Genomic DNA, 19,474 nt, shown 5'->3' with positions numbered 1-19,474 from the left:
TAATGAACGTTTTATCGTACGCATTAGTCTCCTTTATTTGCCGGTAAATATTGCTTTTGTAACCGATGTTTTTGAATTTGTAAGAAAAACAACCAGGTTGTTATGACGCTGAAATTGGTGCCGTTTTTGATCAGTTTGTTATTCGCGATCGACGGTTTCGGACAATCGAAGTCAATATCGGTTCCGGTTTATAAGTCCGGGGACACAACGCTTTTCTACAAATGGCAGCGTGAACGGATTGCTCAGATGAAAATGCGTGATCCGCTGGTTTCGAAGGATAGTTTACTGCTTATATTTTCGACAGATACCCGCGCAGTTGAAATATTCACCAACGATTTTCGGACTTTTTACGGATTTCAATATGTATGTACAACGAGATATTTGTCAGAAGAAAAGCGAAGAAGGCGACGAAAGGGGGATCCCAAACTACTATTTAACGTGACCAAATTAGATACAGCCCAAGCCCACGTAGTATACTCCGTTTTTAAAAACCTTTCGATATTATCTATTCCTGATTCACAGGATATTCCCGGTTGGCCGACAGGAGTCGACGGAATAACGTATCTCGTTGAGCATTCGACTCCCAGCTCTTATGCATTTAAAACCTATTGGACTCCTTCTGTTGCAAGGGACCGATTAAGGGAAGCTGCGGCAATAGATGATCTAAGTAAGAAACTTGATCATTTGCTAGGCTTACATGACTCCTTTATGGCATTTATAGACAAATTACCTGCAGGAACCTACCATACAGGAGGAATTGGCTTCATCACTACACACAAAAAGCGTCGAGGTCACAAATCCAGAATGTAATCATGCCGTATCACATCGCCGTCGGGTACTTCGCGGAAAAAGCGGAATTGGTGTTTGGTAAGCACATTAACGGATGCGTGGTTTTCGGGTACTACCAGGGCAACGAGCGATTCGACGCTGCCGCATTCACGGGCGTAGGCAACGAGCCGGCTCGTGATTTCGGACGCGTACCCTTTGCCCCAGAACTCGGGCAGGAGCGCGTAACCAATCTCTGTGAGACCATCCTCGAAAGGCACGATTTTGCCTAAGCCTATATACAAACCGGTAACCTGTTCGTAAACAGCCACAAAGCCCATTTCGCTTTGCTGGCCGTCGGCACTGAGCGATCTCTCAAATCTTTTGCGGGCGCCTTCCATGTCGAGCCCGGCTCCGCTGATGTACAGCATTACATCCTGTTGAGAGACAAGCCGGAAGTAGTCTTCGAAATGGTCGGGAGTGAATTTTTCGTAGCGTAAACGTTCTGAATAAAACTGCATTGTGAAGTGTAAAATAGGACTTTAATGGGTACATGGCTTGGGCTGCGTAGTTTCGCTCACACCCCTGTCACCCTTTCCAACAAAAAGTTGACAGAAAGAATTTGGTTGTTGGCAGGATTTTCGCATTTGTTGACAATTTTTTGTCATTTATTGGTCTTTGGAATATCAGGAATCGGGCATGCTGAGGCCGCGCTAACCAAATGTATAGCGGGTTGTATGGATGGTTGAAGCGCCGTTTTTTGTTAACTAAATGAGGCCTGCAAATGGCTTTATGAATTTAACAAAGAAAGCAGATCATGGAAAATCAAGGCATTGTCAGAAATATAATCAGTATCAAAACGCCGCCTGCCCAACCCGGATTTCTCGGTCCGGACCACACGGCGCGGGCGGTTGTTTACCACGAATTCGAGCACAGCGACCCGTTCATCATACTGATGGATGATTTTCTGGATAAAAAGGACGACGAGCCCGTGGGAGGGCCGCATCCGCATGCTGGTTTTGAAACCGTTTCGCTATTGCTGGAAGGTGAAATCGGCGACGAAACGCATATGATGAAGCAGGGTGATTTTCAGATCATGACCGCCGGCAGCGGAATTGTACACACCGAGACGATCGAAGGCAGATCGCGGATGCGTCTGTTGCAAATGTGGTTGAACCTGCCGAAAGCCGATCGCTGGGCAACGCCGCGAGTACAGGACCTGACATTTGCCAATGCGCCGACGACCGAAAAGGATGGCGTAAAAACGGTTTTATATAGCGGTTCTTTTGCAGGGCTACGCTCGCCTGTGAAGAATTACGTGCCGCTCATCGTGGCCGACATCCGGTTGCAGCCGGGCGCCAGACTCGCGGAATCGTTGCCGGCTTCGTACAATGCTTTTTTGTATGTGATTGATGGCGATGTCGCAGTAGGTGACGAGAAGCAATCGCTGAAAATTAACCAGATCGGCTGGTTGAGCCAGGGAGTCGGCGGTGAGGCAAGTGAGCTGATCTTAGCCGCGGGAGCGGAAGGTGCACGCGTGGTGCTATATGCGGGCGAGCCGCAACATGATAGTATCGTTTCGCACGGGCCTTTCATTGCCGACCATCAGGAGGAAATCAAGGAACTTTACAGCGATTTCCGCCATGGTAAAATGCGGCACGTTTCGACATTATCGGACGGACAAAGGTTTAATTACTGATCCGCATTCGGGGCGCTTTAACAGGCGGTTAATCTTTTTTAATTTACGGCATATTCAAACCTGAACGTAATGAAAAGAAAAAGATTGACCGCCTGTTTATTTGTAATCCTGCTCGCCCCCGTTTTCGCATTCGGGCAATCACCGCTCAAAGGATCGGTAGAACGAATTAAAGTACACGGCAAATCGCTGGAAGGGAATCTGGAAGGTAATCCCGCCGACCCCGATGTCTCAATATACCTGCCGCCGAGTTATAAAAAGGAGTCAAAGCGACGCTATCCGGTGGTGTATTTGCTGCATGGCTTCACGGATACGGATGCGCAGTGGTATGGGTTTGTAAAACATTGGATCAATCTGCCGGTTATTGTCGATCAGGTATTCACGTCCGGTCGGGCGCAGGAGATGATCATTGTTACCCCGAATGCATTGACGCGCTCGGGCGGCAGTTATTATTCCAATTCCATTACGGCGGGAAACTGGGAGGATTTTGTTGCCAAAGAGCTCGTCGCTTACATCGACCAGCATTACCGGACGATTGCCAAAGCTGCCAGCCGCGGCCTGGCCGGACATTCGATGGGTGGCTACGGCACGATCCGCATCGGCGAGCGGCATCCCGAAATATTTTCGAGCATTTACCTGCTGAGCCCATGCTGCCTTGCTCCCGGCAACCCGCGTCCTGCTGACGTGCTGGCAAAAATCGAGGCAGTAAAAACGCCCGATGACATTGCAAAAGCGGATTTCATGACCAAGGTAGCGCTTGCCTATGCTGCCGCATGGTCGCCTAACCCCCTGCGTCCGCCGTTCTACGCCGATCCGATCGTCGAAAATGGGAAATTAAATCTTGCCGCCGAGATCAAGTGGAATGCCAACATGACGCTTGCCAGCATTGACCAATATATTACCAATTTAAAACAAATGAAGGGGATCGGTTTTGATGCCGGCGACCGCGACCAGCCTATTGCTTCCAATATTAAAATCCTCCACCAGGTGCTGGACAACTATAAGATCGAGCATTCCTATGAAGAATACCAGGGTGATCACCTCAACAAAATAGGAGAGCGGATCGAGACGAAGCTGCTGCCTTTCTTTTCGAAAAATCTGGCGAATAAGTAATAATTGCGATTTGCCAGCACGCCTAGTTCATGACTTGGGCGCTTTTTTCTAAATCTTTGGTAAATGAATCGATATCGTCCGGTGAGAGGAGGATTGTATTGTTGTCCGTCTTTATAAGCACCATCTGATCACGGCGAGTGACATACCAGGTCATTTTCCCGTAAACCGAATTGTAAAACTTGCCAAAATAACCCCAAAAGCCCCCTACGCCGAACGTACGAATCGTGAATTTGAGTTGTTCTTTCGTCACTATCCGTACGGATTCGATGGTGTGCCGTGAGTACGTAACGTCGCTTATAGGCCGGTGAATGGTCAATACGTCGTCCGTTAGTGTGTAGCCTGTCACCCGATAAACGTAAGTCCCCCAATAAATAGCCAGCATAATGGCAATTGAAACAAACGCACCGATTTTCGCCTCAGGGGAAAAGGTTAAAAGTTCTAAAATCCCGATGCTGGCGAATAAGATTGTTATACCGATTGTAATGGTTTTGGTTGGTTTGTCGATGGAGGCGGTGTATTTCATGGCGGTTGCAAAAGATTGGTAGAGACTAATATAAACAATTAATGCTTTAGAGCGTAGCCGTTCCACCGCCGGAAGGAGATGAAAACAGAAGCCAGGCAATGTCCGGCTTCTGTTTTAGCTACTCGACTGGTTTTAATCTATGCACCACCAGAAACTCATTCTACAACCAATTTCTCCACCACCCTTGATTCGCCTGACTCAGCTTTTAGCACGTAAACACCCTGCCTGAGTGAAGCGATGTTCAATGTGCGTTCCGATGAATCGAGACGATCTCTTTGCATCGTGTTCCCGCTGCGATCGAATATTTGTACATCAACGGGGTATTTCCAGCTTCCTTTCAAATTAAGCTGCACCTCTTTGGAGGCAGGATTTGGAAAGATCGTCAGGCTTGTAGTCGGTTCGGCGACCTCGTTATCGGCTTCTTTCTTTTTGCTGGAATAGACAAATGCGACGACCTTGCCTTTTAATGCAGGTTTGGTCAGATCCACACTGGCCACGTGCTTGCCCGATGCGTCGATGGCCGTGAGGAAATCGCCGTTGCGGTTGATCGTCAACGACTTTGTATTGTACCGTACTTGTTGCGCACGGGCCGTCAGTGCGGAAGCTGAGAGGATTCCGGCGGCTAATAGTAATTGGGAGATTTTCATAGCGTGTTTGTTTAGATTTTAAGATTTATTTGATGTCCAGGATTATATCGCCAAACTGAAATCCTTCCTTCCATTCATCAAAACTTGAACCGGGATTGAAGATATCAAACGTAATAACATGGTTCGACACGACTACCTGGTCGTTGAGGAATACGGAGAAGCGTGGTTGGTCGAGCGGATAGTAGGTGTTGGGCGGGAAAATTTTGGCCAGTTTGAGCCTTAGCTTGTACTTCCCTTGTGGTTTGTCGTCGCCGAACATGATTACTCCTGAGTTTTCAGAGTCGACGAGTAGCTTTGTCACCTGCATACTATTTGGGTCCAGGAGTGCCAGAACATTGCCATCGGGATCAATGAACTCGATTCCGAACTCATAATTGGATGTTCCGTAAGCCGGTGGAATCGAGAATGCATCCGGATCGTTTCGGAAACCTTTCAATTCGATTTTGAAATCAACTGGCTTAGGTTGCGGAGGTTGGTTCGAACCGCCTGAACCGACCGCGGAAAAAAACGTGACTGGTGGTAATAATGCTGCACAGGAGGACGAATTTTTAACAGTTACAGTATAGTTTTTGCCATTTATAAGCGTACCGACGGGAACAGGCATGAAATTGGAGGTCGTCGGTTTGTCGGTAAATCCGGCCAATGCGTTAAGTCCGGCCTCCTTGATAGTCACCAAATACTGACTGCCCGAAGGGAACGACTCGCTTGGGAACCATTGAATGTTAAAATTCTTGGTAGGATCGACCTTGCCCAAATCACCGGGGAAGAAAACGGCCGGGTGGTCGTCGCAAATGGTATAATCAAAAGGCAGTGAAAGAGCTGTTTTTGCGCCTAGCGTATTGACAGCCAGTACGCTTGCTTGCAAACCTTGGTGGTCATTAAACAGCAATGGATCCTGAACGAATAATTGCATTGCCTTACCTTGGGAAGTAAAAATGGAGGTCAATCCGGATGTCTTTCGGGTAAGGTGAAGTTCAAAGTGATCGACGGTATTCATGTTAAGTGACCCGCTTTTCCATTCAAAACCTGCTGCCGCGAAGTTCTTAAATGGAAACGTGATTCCGTTTGCAGGCGATGTCATTAGGGGCAACGCTGCCGTTTCATCTATTTTGATCCTCCATACATTGCTGCAAATGCCAAAGGCGAGGTTGTTTTTGGGACGTACGCGGATGAAGAGATTGGTCTGATCAGGCAATGGCGGGAAAAGCAGGATGGTGCTGGCTGCATTTCCAGGTAAGTTGACAGACGATACAATGTCGAAGAAAGCATTGTCCTTCGCGACTTCCACCACAAAGCCGGTTGCGCCCGGTACCGGATCCCAACTGACTAACCGCCCCAGGCTTCCAATGGGTGTCGGTGGATCATTTAGCTTTTGGGTTTTAGCCTGGATGACGGATGTTGAAGGGATGGACGTTTTAACTATCAGGGGCTTAGACAAAACGCCATAGTTGCTCTGGAGTACCGGCTTATCAAGTCTTTTTGCCGCGACACGTGCATAGTAAATTTGGCCGATATCCAGGGTTGCGTTAATATGCCCGGTTTCCGTAAAATTACCGGTATGCGGCGCATATCCTTCATAGACTACGGAGTTAAAGTAAGGATCGTTGCCAACCTGTATCAAGTAAAGCTCGGCATCTTTCATTGATTTCCAGGTTATTTCCGGATACCATGGCGTTACAGTGGTGGAGGTAGCTGACGGCCAGAACTCGACCCGCTTATCGGCCAGTTTGAAGACATGTGTGGGGCTGAACTGCTGATAGACTTTGCAGAGCGGATTCAATCCTTTGCAAAAATTGGCGTCAGCCTGGGTGATTTTGGCCCTCACATATACCGTTTCCTGCGGGCGAAAATAGCCGCTGGCGCTGCCTTTGTAAAATACGCCCCCGCCCGGCTTGAAAAAGGTGTCGAAGGTGCTCACCTTATATACCTGCGGATTGGTAAAGTTGTAATCCGAGGCCATTTGCACTTCCACTTCCTTAACGCGTGCGTCGTTGTCCCACGAAAAATTAACTTTAACCGCGGGCCATGGGTCGATGTTAGCCGAGGCATTGGCCGGATAAATGGAAAAGAATGGCAGGTTATTGTCGCAGACGCCTACCGCGCACCAGGCTTTTTCGACTGCCTGGTATTCTGCGGAATTGCCACCATATAACTGTTTTGCTGCATCAAGTGTGAACGTTTTGAATGCCGGATAGTCGGAGTAAGCTTTAAGCTTCGGTATAGCATCCCAGATAATTTGAATCGCTTTTTCTACGCCTATTCCCGTCAGGTTACCATATTGATACCCTAAATCATTGGTAGCCGAACCTGCAAAACCAGAGGAGAGGAGGTAGAACCATTTGACTACAACACCTGCTCCTGCACCATAATCATAGTTCGCTGAGCAACCATTATCGAAATTTTTGCCTTTGTATGTATCAGCCAACTTATTTGATTTTGGGTCTCTTAGATCCCATTTCTTTAGAAAAAACTCTTCCATCAGAAACCAGTTATAGCTTTGGGGCGTAGACTGCAATACTTTATTCTTGACGTAAATCCCAAATACATTGGCAAGGCCTTCGTCTATTGATCGGTATTCTGTACAAACACTGGGTAAGAATGTGACGTTATTCCTGTGTGCCATAACAGCATGGCTAAATTCATGGGCAGCAACATCCATCGAGCAATACAAGGGGGTATTTTGTTGTACACTTTTGCCGAATACGAAATCTTCGTTGGTTAGAGAATACTTGGCGTAGGAATATTCGCTACTCTGTGTTTCATCTGAATTTTCGATGAATATTTTGGCTGGATTCACACCAATCGCATCCAATCCTTTCCAGCCAAATCTTTGATCAAAGATTTTCATCGCAGTCTGAAATCCATAAAATAGTTGCGCTGCTTCTGTGCTGAGGTACGGGGTTGTATTATCGGAATACATATCGTCATAAGGAAACTTGTCCTCGAACGTAACAGTCGAGCCGTTGTCTGTTCCGACAAGCGAAATTGGCGGAAAGCCGTTTTCGGACAATGTCTCGAGCCGGTAGATTTTTTCGCTTTGCGGATCTGGATTTATTGTGTGTTCCAATACCCGCATTGTCTGCATTCCCTGGTAGTAAGTCATCACCGTTTTATCGACATTTTTGGGGTTGTACAGGTTTTGAGATAGTGCGTTGTGAAGCAACAGACAAAGGGCTCCTACGAGAGCATATTGTAGATTTTTCATGATGACAGTATAGTGTTTGGTGAAGGTTCTAAATTACATTCAGAATGATATCTGCAAACTGGAAGCCGACAATCCATTCGTTAAACGTGGAATTTGGATTGGCAAAATCGACTGTGATTACGTGAGGGTTAACAATGGGTTGCCCATTGAGAAAAACTGAAAACCGCGGCTGGTCGAAGGGGTAGTAAAGAATCGGATTGAAGATATTTTTCATTTTGAGCCTGAGCTTGTACTGGCCTTGGGGCTTGTTGAAGGCTTGCATGATTACGCCCGAGTTTTCGGAATCTACCAGGAGCTCTGTAACCAGATTATTGCCCGGGTCGAAAAGAGCTAATGCATTGCCATCCGGATCGATAAACTCGATGCCAAGGACATAGTCGGAGGTTTCCCAAGCAAGGCCGTCCTGGTCGTTGCGAAATCCTTTTAGTTCAACTTCAAAATTGACAAGTTTGGATGGCTGCGGTTGGTTGGATCCCGAACCTACTGTTTTGAAAACGTTATCCGCTGCGAAGATTCCGGCGCACGAGGACGAATTTTTGACGGTTACGGAGTATTTGTTCCCATTGGTGAGCGTTCCGGCCGGAACGGGCATCGAGGTTATTGTTGTTGGTTTGTTACTGAACCCTGGTACCAGGGCGGAGGTCTTGGCATCTCTGATCGTGACCAGATATGCACTTCCGGGATCAAACCAGAAACTGTCTTTCCATTTGATATCGAAATCCTGAAGAGCATCTATTTCGCTGATCAAGTCGACGGGAAAGACTACATCAGGCTGGTCCGGGCAAATGTTGTAGGTGAATGGTGGGGATAGCGCAGATTTGGCTCCGAGTGGCCCGACTGCCAAGACTGCCACTTCAAAACCCTGTTTGCTGTCGAACAAGGAGGCGTCCATCAGGCCGATATTGAAACTTACATCTTGTGTTGTGAAGATGGAAGTAAGATTGGAGGACTTTTTCTTGAAATGTAATTCGAAATGATGTACCAGGTTTAGGTTGAGGGTTCCCCCCTTCCATTCAAAAGCGGCAACGGGTGCTTTGAAGGCAAAGGCAGTACCGTTGATGGGATTTTTCATCGCTGGGACCGTCGCAGTTTTATTGGTTTTGACCCGCCATACGTTGTCGCAAAGGCCAAATTCGCTACCTTGTTGCGGCAGTACCCGAACTGATAAGTAGGACAAATCGGGTAGTGATGGTAGTTCTATTAATGCGGTGGTCAGATTGCCGGCAACGGTTTTCGTGCGGATAATATTCTGAAATGCGTCGTCTGTGGCAATTTGAATAACATAATTACTCGCACCCGAATAAGAATACCAACCGACCCAAAATCCGAGACTGCTGACCTCCACGGCCGGGTCACCCGGTTTTTGATTCAAAGCTTGAAGGACGGAGGTCCTTGGTGTTGAAACATTAACCGGTTCAGTTTTAGACCAGGCGCCATAGTTGTTGATTAGATATGGGGTATTGAATCGCTTGGCCCTTACGCGGGTAAAGTAGGTTTTCCCCGGATCCAGCATTGTATTGATAGTGCCGGATTCCGTGAAGTTACCGGAAAATGGGGTGGTGCCGGTAAAAGCGATTTTTGAAAATGCTTCGTCTTCACTTACCTCGTAAACGTATTGCTCCGCATTTCCGACACTTTTCCATGAAATCGACGGGTCGTTCCACGGATTGACGGTCCAGTGGTCGCTGGGTACTGTATGCCAGAATTGGGTCTGCTTGTCGTCAAGTGTGAATGCATGAGCCGGGCCATATTGCTGATATAACACGCAAAGTGGATTGTATCCCTTACAAAAATTGGCACCTGCCTGTGTGATGCGCGCACGGGCATATACACGCGCTCCCGGAAGGTAGTAGCCTGTTGCAAATCCCGAATAAGCGCTTTCCCCTCCAGGTTCGATCACAACGGAAAAATTCTTGATCAGCACATTTTGCACATTTTCAGTGAAAGCCGCATTCGTTGCCATTTGGACCTCCCATTCATCGACAGGCAAGCCTTCCCAGGTTACATTTACATCCACCCCAGGCCAGGGCTCGACACCGGTAGCTCCGTGTGCAGGGGACATATAAAATGGACCGAGGTTGTTTTCACAAATGCCTACCGCGCACCAGGCGTCCATGACTGCAAGGTATTCGGTGGAGTGGAGGCCGTAAAGCTGCTCGGCTGCTTTTAGCGTAGCACTTTTAAGGTCTTTGAAATTGGATTTTAGGTCGAGAAAGTCAATGCATTTCCAAACGATTTGGATAGCTTTATTAACACCTATACCATTCAAATGATAGGAATATCCCAGGTCATTTGTCTCAGTTCCTGTTGTACCGGCGGCCAGCAGGTAGTACCAGTGATCAATTACGGTAGCGTTCTGATGTTCAGGGAAGTTGCCAGCGACTGGGCAAGTGCTTGCGTAAAAATTTCCGTAATACGTGTCTGGCAGACTGAAGTTGTTGGGATTGTCAAAAGGTCTACCCTGATATATCACGCCCTTGGACCAGGTCCATTGGTATAATGCGGGGGAGTTTTGTTCGTATTCATTCAGAACATATAATCCAATAATATCGCCGATAGATTCCTCTAACACATTCCTCTCACCACAAGGGTCAACTCCCACCAGTGTTGCATTTCCGACTTTGGAGTGAATGATGGCATGGACGATCTCATGACATACAGTTTCAATCCTGGTGACTTTCTCAAGCTCGTTTCCGTTTGCAAAGAGGAAAAATTCCTGCTGTACCGGGCCGTACTTGGGTGCTGGAATAGAATTGGGGTTGACGGCCTCCACAACATTCCATATAATTGGCTTTCCGTTGCCGGCCTGATTGTCAATCCCGAGCCAGCCGAATTTATCTTTGATTGCATTTAGTGATACTTCGGTGCCGTGCAATAGCGTAGCGGCGGTTTCTGCTATTTCGAAGTCGGGAGCGCCGTCATCAAATAGTGCATCAAATGGTGGCGCATTGACAAAAGGAAACTCGACAAGATTCTTGTCTAGTCTCCGGACCTTTATCAATGGCAGATCATTTTCAGGTAATACTTCCAGTTGGCGTCGAATTATAGTTCCTGCCTGATCCAGGGTATATTCCATTACACGTAACGGTTTCGAATCGTCATAGTGAGTTGTCAGAACATCCTGCGTAACATTCTTCTGGTTGTAAATCTGTTGTGCAGGTACGGAGGTGAATGTGGCCAGGAGACAGATAAAGCAGCAAACAAGCAATCGTAATTTTCTCTTCATAATGCGTGTAGTTTTTGTACTAAATACATATTGCAAATAGCCTGAAAAACCGTGGCATTATGTTCATTGAAGTGGTGGTTAAGAACCAGTCTGGTGATACTTTTAACTAGTTGTCTGCAGGAGTAGAACTAGGAGTGTACACAGGCTAATCAATCGGTTGCCGATTGAAAACTGGGAATAGGAATAATGGGTAACAAACGGCCTTTATTCAGGTAAAAGATTTGTCAGTGGCACCCCATGAAAGAACAAAAAATTCCTATCGGTGATAATATACGTCTCGTGCGTAACCGGTTGGGTTATTCGCAGGAATACGTGGCCGGGCGGCTAGGGATTTCCAAGCAGCGTTACCGGCAGCTGGAAAATGAAGAACAGGATTCCATAACGATGGGCCGGCTTTCGGAGATCGCGGCGATCCTGGAAACAGACATTGAAACATTGATAAGCCTGCATAAGGTGAAGTTTTTGAAAACCGGATTTCAAAATGAAGACAATCAGGTACTACACCAGCTGATCCAAACGCAACAGGAGCTGATCATCGCCCTTAAAGGGGGGATCAGCTCCGAGTAATGGTTGCAGGTATTTGAATGCGTTTATTCGCTGCGCAGGCTCTTTACGGGATTGAGCAGTGCAGCGCGTATCGCCTGGTAGCTGACGGTGGCCAACGACACAATAATCGCCAATATGCCCGACACTGCAAATGTCCACCACTGAATGCCGATCCGGTATTCGAAATCGTTTAGCCACAGGTCCATAACATACCAGGCAACCGGCACGGCTATGACAATGGAAATGACCACAAGCGCCATGAATTCACCGGAAAGTAGTGCGGCAATGCTCATCACGCTGGCACCCAATACCTTGCGCACACCAATTTCTTTTACGCGGTTTTCGGCCATATAGGCGGCCAGACCAAACAGCCCGAGGCATGATATGAAGATGGTGAGGCCCGCGAAAATACCGGTGAGCCTGGCTACACGTTGGGTGTCTTCAAATTTCAGCGCATAGTCTTCGTCCACAAAATGGTATTCAAAAGGGTACTCTGGATTGTAGCGACGGAAAATGGCTTCGACGGCCGGCATGACATCGGCTGCAGGTTTGTCGGCCGTGAGTTTCATGTGTATAACGTTGAAATAGCTTTGCGCACCTTCGATGATCAGGGGGCTCTGATGGTCATAAGGCGACCGGATCACAAAGTCCTTTACCACACCAACAATGTGATATTGAAGACCATTGTCTTTGATCGTTTGCCCGATCGGATCTTTGAAGCCGAGTATTTTGGCCGCGGTTTCATTGAGCAGAACAGCCGCTGAGTCGGAAGGGAATTTCGTAAGGTCCATATCGCGGCCCTGAATGAGTTGCAGACCGGCGGTTTTGACGAGCCCTTCGTCTTCGGTGAAAATATCAAAATCAATTTTTTCGGCCATGTTTTTGCCCTGCCATTCGATGCCCCATGTATCGGAGGAAACGCTGCTCAATGGAGAGGAAGTTTTGGTTACCGAGGTGGCAATCCCTGCGCTCAGCAACTCGCGTTTGATTTGCGGATAATGTTTGCCCAAATCACCGGTAATCCAGTGATATACCACTTGTCCCCGGTCGTAACCAGGGTCGCGGTTCTGGGCGTGACGGATTTGTTCTACCACGATGAGCGTAGAAATGATCAGAACGATGGCAAAACTGAATTGTACGACAACGAGTACTTTCCGGGGACTGAATGTAGCGTGTGTCTTTTTAAATGTCCCTTTGAGCACGCCGATCGGCTTGAACGACGAAAGGTAGAATGCGGGGTAACTTCCTGCTACTACGCCTGTAAAAAGGATAAACGCAAATGCGGCAGCCCAAAATGTCGGATTCGTTACTGGTACCTCCAGTTCTTTGCCGATCAGTGTGTTGAATGCGGGCAAGGTAAGGTAAACTGCAATCATCGCGATCGTGCCGGCGATCATCGCGATCAGGATCGATTCGCCGATGAACTGGCCTACCAGGAGGCTTTTGGCGGCTCCGGCCGTTTTGCGGATACCCACTTCTTTGGCCCGTTTTTCGCTGCGCGCGGTGCTGAGGTTCATAAAGTTGATGCAGGCGATCAGCAGTATGAATGCTGCTATAATACCAAAGAGCCGCACAATAGCGATCCGTCCGCCAACGACTTTGCCGTTCTCGAAGTTGGAATACAAATGCCACTTGCTTATCGGATGGAGGAATACTTCGTGTTCTTCTGTTTTGTTGGAATGGCGGATCGTAATATCCCTGATCTTCACGGCAAATGCCTCCGGATTTGTGCCGGGTTTCAACTGAACATAGGTTTTCACCGTATTAAACATCCAGCCGTCGTCGGCCGAGCCGATCTTCTTCAGATATTCGATCGGAAGGATGTATTCAAACCGGAATGCAGTGTTGGGTGGCAGGTTCTGCATCACACCGGTGATCGTAAAATTGTTCTTGTCGATGGATATGACTTTGCCCATTACATCCTCCGTACCGAACATTTTAATGGCCATGTTCTGAGTAACCACCATCGAACCGACCGAGTTCAGAGCCGTCCTTGCATTTCCTTGCAATAGAGGAAAGTCGAACATCGTCAGGAAAGCAGGATCGGTAATGATGGCTTCGCTCGAAATCTTCTTGTCACCTGCGCGCGTCACAAACCATCGGGAATAATTGCGCGAAATGTAGTCGACTTCGGGATATTCCGCTTTCAGGGTAGGCCCGAGCACTTGTGGGGTAGAATTCCAGCACTGCAATTTACCGTCGAACGTCCCGCGGTTCCAGGCTTCGTACAGATAGTCCTTATTCTTGTGAAAGCGGTCGTAACTGATTTCATTGTACATCCAAAACAGGATAAGTACGGCGCTTGCCATACCGACGGATAGCCCCAGAATATTAATCGCCGAAAAAGCCTTATTTCGGAGCAGATTCCTGAATGCGATTTTGAGATAGTTTTCCAGCATCTTTTTGTTCTTCCAGACAAATCTGAAATATTTGGAATCAAATAGCCTGCCAAAAAATTAAATAATTAATAGCCAGATGTTTAAGTGGTGATGTGGGCGCGGCTAGTGTCCGGTAACGAACAATGCGCGTTCGTCCCGGGACGCTGCCTACCGGTACAGTTCGAATTCGAGTATTCCCATTCCGCCGCCGACATCTCCCTTTTTTTCAGGCTTGAATGATCTGATTTTGAAGAACCGCGCATCGATGGGACTGAATTTCAAATCGATGACCCTGTCTGAATTGTTCTTTTTCTCTAAAAGTGTTGTCCACGTTTTGTTGTCAGCGGATGCCATTACCTTGAATTCTGTCGAGTAATTGGTTTGCGCAAAAGTTATTTTCGCTTGTTTGATGTCAGTTTCAATTTTTGCAAGGTCTACCAACAGCGTCCAGGGATATTGGCCTCCGGCAAGCGCCATCGTGGCAAGATCACCGTCGACGGCGTTTTCCGCGAAGAATATGTGGCTCGACGGGCCGAGAGCGGCTTCATTGTTGGCCCGCAAAAATGCTTGCTTACCCAACGCAAGGTTAACTCTTGTTCCACTGGCCTTCATCTTTTCGTATTTCAAACTAAGTAGTTGGCCTATTTTGTCGTCTATGACGGGTCGCTTGGTGCCCAATGGGCTTAAAATGTTGTATTCAACAACCCGGTAGTCCGTGGAAGAGGGGATATTCTTAAAATCCTCCGGCGCAAATTTGTCATTGCCATTTTCGCCGATGCTGATGATGTACGACTTCCCGGCTTCCAACAGAAGCGGGGGGATTGGCGCATATTGGTAACCATCATCAGCCACAGGCAGCAACGCGGTATTCAGCGATGCGGTCAGTACAGGATGGTCGTCTGTAAAGCGTGTAATGATAATTGGATGTCGATCCTTGTTGCCCTGGATATATTTTCGGCCGATATCCGTGAGCCGGATAGGCGTGGGGCCTACTGTAATGCGCATTCCCCTGTAAAAACCGTTCGGTTCGGTTTTTCCGGACACTTCCGCGGCGGCCGATGCCGCGGCGGCCGATGCCGTGGCGGCCAATGCCGGAGCCGGCGAGGCTGAACGGGCATTGGCCGCCGTCCTGTTGGCATTGGTCAAAATGGTAAATGTCTGGTCAAATACTTTGCTGGCAGGTTTTCCCGGTTCTACCGAGATAGCCTGAACGCGGCTTGTTTTAGTGATCGGAATCGGCGCTTTATAGAGTTTGGACTTTATTGTTGGCCGGTTCCCATTAATGGTATAGTATATTTTTGAACGGGGAGAAGCAGTCAACACCAACTTTTGACTTTTGTCGTAATCAATCGTGTCGGACAAGGAGGCTCTTGGCGTTTCACTCCATCCCTGATTCTTTTTGACAAAACTGGCGATCTGTTTCAGTTCTTCCCGGTAGACTTCCGGAAAAATGTCGCCATTTGCAGGGACCGGATAGCTAAGTATGTAAGTAGCGCCCACTTCCCAGTTTTTCTTGATATTCCGTATCATCATGTCCACTGGTTTCGGAGATCTGAGCTTGGGATCTTCCCGCCATGACCACGTGTTGTCCAGCAAATTGTCAACCTCGATAGCCAGCTTTTTCTTGACAGTGGTTGGTTTCGCCACTTCCAGTGCTGTTTCATAGGGGGAAGTACCGCCTTCGTAGATGATGACATCGGTATTGGGATATTGCAGTACCGTGCCGCCATTATATAGGCCGGTGTTGTTGGCAAATATTACTTTGGGATTGTTGGCGCGCATGATCGGGATCATCTTGTTCCAGGGGAACCAGTTGTAATCGAAACCCTGGTAAAGTTCTGTGGCAGAGGTCATGTCGATCCAGAAACCGTCCACACCCATTAATACAAGTTCTTTGATCAACCCCAGATTCAGGGTGCCGTACGTACCATCCAGACCGGTGTCGACAATGTCCTTGTTCCAGGCCTTGTCGGGTGCGAAATAGGCTATGAACCTGATTCCTTTTTTATGACAGGCATCAATCAACTCCTTGACGAGGTTACGTTTGGTTTTCAGTTCCAGCTTGCTTGGTGTTGTCGAGGGCCATAAGCGCACCCCGTCACCCGCATTGATCGTAACTGTCAGCACCTTCCCTCCCAGGTCGACGACCGTTTGTGCCCATTCGTCGGCATTGAACTTGGTAATTCTTTTCTCAAATTGTTCGATGCCGTCCTTGCCCTTGAGCGATGGTTGTGTGAAGATTCCCCATTGTATGAATATGCCGAATTTGGCATCCGCAAACCATTTGGACCGATATGGTGCAGCTTCAAAAACAAGTGGCTTGGTAGCGGAGACGCCTTTCGAATCGGTTACCTGGGCGGTGAATGCGTAGTTGCCCTCTTTGCTGGCCATACCTCTGATTTTTCCGGTTTTATCCATTTGAAGTCCTTTGGGTAGTTCGCCGCCGGCAAGAGTCCAGGTGTAAGGCGGCGTGCCGCCCTCAGCAGTCAGTTGAAAGAAGGGAGATGGCCCGGCCTCTGTCCAGGACTGGTAGATGATGTTGTCGACGAACGCGGGGTATATCGACGTTTTGGGACTTTTATTGTACTCGCTGGAAGATGTGGTAGTGATTTGAAGACCGGGATTTTGTCCTGAAACGGACAAGGAAACCGCTAGAAGTGTAAACAAGATACCAATCATCAATTGAGAAATCCTTTTCATAGCATCAAGGTTGTTTTGGCAAATATGGCTAGAAATATTGTGCCAAAGTGCGGATAAAGGAAAAAGCCGCCCCGGTAAGGCGGCTTTCGGTTACTTTCCGGCGTTTCTTTCATTTAAATCCTAGAAAGTGTAGGTGAAGTTGGCCAGTAATGCGCGCGGCGTCTGCGGGGCGATCGTCGACCATCCTTTGTAATACTCCTTGTTAAATGCATTGTTGAGTTTCAATCCGATGCGGTAATGTGCAGCCTGGTAGAACAGGGAAGCATTGGCTACGGTATAGGCAGGCAACATAAAGTCGCCCGTTGAGGTGTAGTTGATCGCATACCGCTCACTCGCACCGTTGAACCCGGCGCCTACGCCGAAGCCTTTCAGTTTCCCTTCCGGTAGTTCGTAGTTAGCCCACATATTGTAGAGTGTCTTGGGGCCTGCTCCCAGCGGACGCTTATTCAGGATCTGCTCGTTGTCCGATTTGGTTGTCTTGCTTTTATTGTTGCTGAACCCTGCCCGGATATTGAGCCCCTTCACCGGGTTGGCATTCAGCTCTACCTCAAATCCCCGGCTGTAAGCTTCGCCGCCCTGGATTTTGTTGAAGGGGGATGCCGGATCGGTGATTACCTGGTCTTTCACCTGGATGTCGTAGTAGCTGACGGTGAGGTTCAGTTTGTTATTAATGATATTGGTTTTAAAACCGAACTCGATCTGGTTCGCCTGTTCAGGCCTGAAAGACTTGATGGTTTGCGGGCCGTCTTCCGGGTTGCCTACGAGTTCGGGTGCTACATTGGTGAAGCCGTTCTGATAGTTGGCAAAAACGGAGAGTTTATCAACCAGTGGCTGGTACAAGATCCCGAACTTTGGCGAAAGTGTGGTTTGGTTGTAATCATCGTCGGAGCTCGATACACTGCCTGCATTGTCGAAATGGTCGAGGCGGAGACCTACCATTACGGACAATGCTTTGGTAATATTCAATACATCCGAAGCGTAGGCGCTGTAAATGTTGTATTTCGATTTGGCGTTAGCCACATTTTTTGAAGCCAGCACTGCGTCGACGGCGGCTGCGGAAAGCGGGTAAGCGGTGGTTTCGACCTCGGGCGTAAATGGATCATCGCCGTTAGAACCACCGTCGGGTGTAACATTTCCATAAAATGCGTAGGCGGTGCCGTTGCTGGTGGAAGTTGCAGTGAAATAATCCAGACCCAGTACGACGCGGTTTCTCAGCGAACCCAGCTTGAAATCCCCGATGAAGTTCTGCTGGATATCGGATGTCCCGGTGTATTCATTCTGTTTATTCAGGAAACGGGAAAATGTGTTGCCTTTCAGGATGCCGTAATCGAAAAGATAGGTGTAATAGCCTTTGGTAGAAGTGGCGCTTTTGGAAACCAGCGTTTGCGATTGCCAGGTATCGGACAGTTTGTAATCCATTTCAACCCGGTAGTTTTGGGTCGGGTTCTGCAAAGTCAGATCATTGCTGGTGAACGACAGTTTGTAGTTGTATCCCAACTCCTTCATGTTTTTCGCGACCGAGGGAGCACTCCGGTTCAGGAAGAGGAACATCGGGTTAGTCTGTTCGGCCTGAGTGATTTCGCCATAAAATGAAAAGGACAACCTGTTATTCACTTTGTAAGAAAGCGAGGGCGCTACGAAAAACGACTTTCTGAAACCCGCGTCCTGAAAGCTGCGTTCGGTCGCATATGAAGTGTTCAAACGGAAGTAAAGGTTTTTTTCCTTGTTCAGGGCCGTGTTGAAATCGCCGGTAATCTGGTTTAAGCCGAAAGAGCCGGTCGTAAACGATAGCTCGCCACCCGTTCCCACGTAAGGTTTTTTCGTAACCACATTGATAAGCCCGCCGTAAGAACTCACCGCGTTGCCAAACAACGTGGCCGAAGGTCCTTTCAGCACTTCGATCCGCTCAATGTTGGCGGGGTTAATTGTCCCGTTCGTTAGCCCGGGAAGGCCATTCACGAGCTTTGGCTGTACAGAAAACCCGCGAAGCGAATAGTAGCCGGCACCATCTCCACCCCGGCCGGTGGAAGTCCAGAGGTTATCGACCCCGGCCGCGTTTTTGAGCGCGTCATCAAAATTGGTAACGATCTGAGATTGTAAAAGGTAGTTGGTGATCGTGCTGTACACCTGCGTATTTTCGAAGTCCTTCAAAGGCAGCTTGGCGACGTATGCCGTGTTACTACGAGAGAATTTGTTCTCCCTTTCACCCTGCACAACCACCTCGCGCAAAATTTCATCGCCCTCATAAAGTGTAATGGCCCCAAGCTCGGCTTCATCCTGCGAAATAGCCAGCGGTAGTTCCCGGGTTTTAAACCCGACGGATGAAACGGATAAAATGTAATTGCCAACATTGATATTGGATATTTCAAATGCACCATTTTCATCGGTGTAAGTACCGAGTCCGGCACTTTTGATGATGATGCTTACACCGGGTATGCCAATTTGGGTATTGTCGACAACCTTTCCTCTTACTTTTCCTGTTTGGGCAAGCACCAGTGAAGGCAAGAGCAACCAAATGAGTAGGTATAACAGATATTTCATTTATTTAGACTTATTATAATTTGAATGCCGCAAAAGTATTTCCTGTACGCAAGAGTTCCAAAGGTTTTTGTAATATTCCGGTAACATAATAGCTGGTAACCACTACTGTGCGGGCGGCAAGTGAAAGGAAAAGA

Annotated in this window: 12 protein-coding genes; 4 read left to right on the top strand and 8 right to left on the bottom strand. The window is 48.0% G+C overall.

The annotated features are described in order from the left end of the window. The first annotated feature begins 102 nt into the window (after nucleotides 1-102). Nucleotides 103-810: a hypothetical protein gene (locus ACQ4MZ_RS22825; RefSeq protein ID WP_430848852.1), complete on the top strand. Its 708-nt coding sequence runs from the start codon at nucleotides 103-105 to the stop codon at nucleotides 808-810. On the opposite strand, the gene ACQ4MZ_RS22820 is transcribed toward ACQ4MZ_RS22825, so the two are convergent. Continuing rightward, complete coding sequence (locus ACQ4MZ_RS22820) at nucleotides 792-1,286, bottom strand: GNAT family N-acetyltransferase (protein WP_430848850.1); 495 nt, start codon at nucleotides 1,284-1,286, stop codon at nucleotides 792-794. The genes ACQ4MZ_RS22825 and ACQ4MZ_RS22820 overlap by 19 nt on opposite strands. Nucleotides 1,287-1,582: 296 nt before the next feature. On the opposite strand from ACQ4MZ_RS22820, the gene ACQ4MZ_RS22815 reads away from it, so the two are divergent. Together ACQ4MZ_RS22815 and ACQ4MZ_RS22810 are read left to right on the top strand one after the other, a co-directional pair. Further along, a complete protein-coding gene (locus ACQ4MZ_RS22815; RefSeq protein WP_430848848.1) occupies nucleotides 1,583-2,464 on the top strand; it encodes a pirin family protein in 882 nt (293 codons plus the stop codon). Between the two features lie 69 nt (nucleotides 2,465-2,533). After that, entirely contained in the window at nucleotides 2,534-3,574 is a 1,041-nt protein-coding gene (locus ACQ4MZ_RS22810) for an alpha/beta hydrolase (RefSeq protein WP_430848846.1), read from the top strand. 22 nt (nucleotides 3,575-3,596) lie between these two features. Here ACQ4MZ_RS22810 and ACQ4MZ_RS22805 read toward each other — a convergent pair whose 3' ends face one another. The 4 genes from ACQ4MZ_RS22805 to ACQ4MZ_RS22790 all read right to left on the bottom strand — a co-directional run bounded on the left by ACQ4MZ_RS22805 (nucleotide 3,597) and on the right by ACQ4MZ_RS22790 (nucleotide 11,175). Further along, entirely contained in the window at nucleotides 3,597-4,097 is a 501-nt protein-coding gene (locus tag ACQ4MZ_RS22805) for a PH domain-containing protein (RefSeq protein WP_430848844.1), read from the bottom strand. Nucleotides 4,098-4,252: 155 nt separating this feature from the next. Then, nucleotides 4,253-4,744, bottom strand: a complete 492-nt coding sequence (locus ACQ4MZ_RS22800) for a T9SS type A sorting domain-containing protein (protein WP_430848842.1) — start codon at nucleotides 4,742-4,744, stop codon at nucleotides 4,253-4,255. A 25-nt stretch (nucleotides 4,745-4,769) separates the two neighbouring features. Further along, nucleotides 4,770-7,949 carry a M4 family metallopeptidase gene (locus ACQ4MZ_RS22795; RefSeq protein ID WP_430848840.1) on the bottom strand — a complete coding sequence of 1,060 codons (3,180 nt, stop codon included), beginning with the start codon at nucleotides 7,947-7,949 and terminating at the stop codon, nucleotides 4,770-4,772. 28 nt (nucleotides 7,950-7,977) lie between these two features. Then, complete coding sequence (locus ACQ4MZ_RS22790; RefSeq protein ID WP_430848838.1) at nucleotides 7,978-11,175, bottom strand: M4 family metallopeptidase; 3,198 nt, start codon at nucleotides 11,173-11,175, stop codon at nucleotides 7,978-7,980. A gap of 237 nt (nucleotides 11,176-11,412) precedes the next feature. Between ACQ4MZ_RS22790 and ACQ4MZ_RS22785 the strand changes: the two genes are divergently transcribed. Then, nucleotides 11,413-11,742, top strand: coding sequence for a helix-turn-helix domain-containing protein (locus ACQ4MZ_RS22785; protein WP_430848836.1), 330 nt, complete (start codon nucleotides 11,413-11,415; stop codon nucleotides 11,740-11,742). Nucleotides 11,743-11,765: 23 nt separating this feature from the next. Here ACQ4MZ_RS22785 and ACQ4MZ_RS22780 read toward each other — a convergent pair whose 3' ends face one another. The 3 genes from ACQ4MZ_RS22780 to ACQ4MZ_RS22770 form a co-directional block, all read right to left on the bottom strand. Beyond that, on the bottom strand, nucleotides 11,766-14,120 hold the full coding sequence (locus tag ACQ4MZ_RS22780) for an ABC transporter permease (protein WP_430848834.1): 2,355 nt from the start codon (nucleotides 14,118-14,120) through the stop codon (nucleotides 11,766-11,768). A gap of 147 nt (nucleotides 14,121-14,267) precedes the next feature. Continuing rightward, the gene (locus ACQ4MZ_RS22775; protein WP_430848832.1) at nucleotides 14,268-16,799 is read right to left on the bottom strand and encodes an alpha-L-fucosidase; all 2,532 of its coding nucleotides are present in this window, start codon (nucleotides 16,797-16,799) and stop codon (nucleotides 14,268-14,270) included. Nucleotides 16,800-16,919: 120 nt separating this feature from the next. Beyond that, nucleotides 16,920-19,340, bottom strand: a complete 2,421-nt coding sequence (locus tag ACQ4MZ_RS22770; protein ID WP_430848830.1) for a TonB-dependent siderophore receptor — start codon at nucleotides 19,338-19,340, stop codon at nucleotides 16,920-16,922. Nucleotides 19,341-19,474: the final 134 nt, after the last annotated feature.

This window comes from Dyadobacter sp. BHUBP1, from assembly GCF_050587785.1.
Classification (GTDB): domain Bacteria; phylum Bacteroidota; class Bacteroidia; order Cytophagales; family Spirosomataceae; genus Dyadobacter.
The sequence above is the reverse complement of the archived record's forward strand: the minus strand, read 5'-3'. Positions and strand labels throughout refer to the sequence as shown.

Coding starts and splice junctions, on each gene's coding strand:
- ACQ4MZ_RS22825 (WP_430848852.1), top strand. CDS start 103: ATGACGCTGAAATTGGTGCCGTTTTTGATCAGTTTGTTATTCGCGATC.
- ACQ4MZ_RS22820 (WP_430848850.1), bottom strand. CDS start 1,286: ATGCAGTTTTATTCAGAACGTTTACGCTACGAAAAATTCACTCCCGAC.
- ACQ4MZ_RS22815 (WP_430848848.1), top strand. CDS start 1,583: ATGGAAAATCAAGGCATTGTCAGAAATATAATCAGTATCAAAACGCCG.
- ACQ4MZ_RS22810 (WP_430848846.1), top strand. CDS start 2,534: ATGAAAAGAAAAAGATTGACCGCCTGTTTATTTGTAATCCTGCTCGCC.
- ACQ4MZ_RS22805 (WP_430848844.1), bottom strand. CDS start 4,097: ATGAAATACACCGCCTCCATCGACAAACCAACCAAAACCATTACAATC.
- ACQ4MZ_RS22800 (WP_430848842.1), bottom strand. CDS start 4,744: ATGAAAATCTCCCAATTACTATTAGCCGCCGGAATCCTCTCAGCTTCC.
- ACQ4MZ_RS22795 (WP_430848840.1), bottom strand. CDS start 7,949: ATGAAAAATCTACAATATGCTCTCGTAGGAGCCCTTTGTCTGTTGCTT.
- ACQ4MZ_RS22790 (WP_430848838.1), bottom strand. CDS start 11,175: ATGAAGAGAAAATTACGATTGCTTGTTTGCTGCTTTATCTGTCTCCTG.
- ACQ4MZ_RS22785 (WP_430848836.1), top strand. CDS start 11,413: ATGAAAGAACAAAAAATTCCTATCGGTGATAATATACGTCTCGTGCGT.
- ACQ4MZ_RS22780 (WP_430848834.1), bottom strand. CDS start 14,120: ATGCTGGAAAACTATCTCAAAATCGCATTCAGGAATCTGCTCCGAAAT.
- ACQ4MZ_RS22775 (WP_430848832.1), bottom strand. CDS start 16,799: ATGAAAAGGATTTCTCAATTGATGATTGGTATCTTGTTTACACTTCTA.
- ACQ4MZ_RS22770 (WP_430848830.1), bottom strand. CDS start 19,340: ATGAAATATCTGTTATACCTACTCATTTGGTTGCTCTTGCCTTCACTG.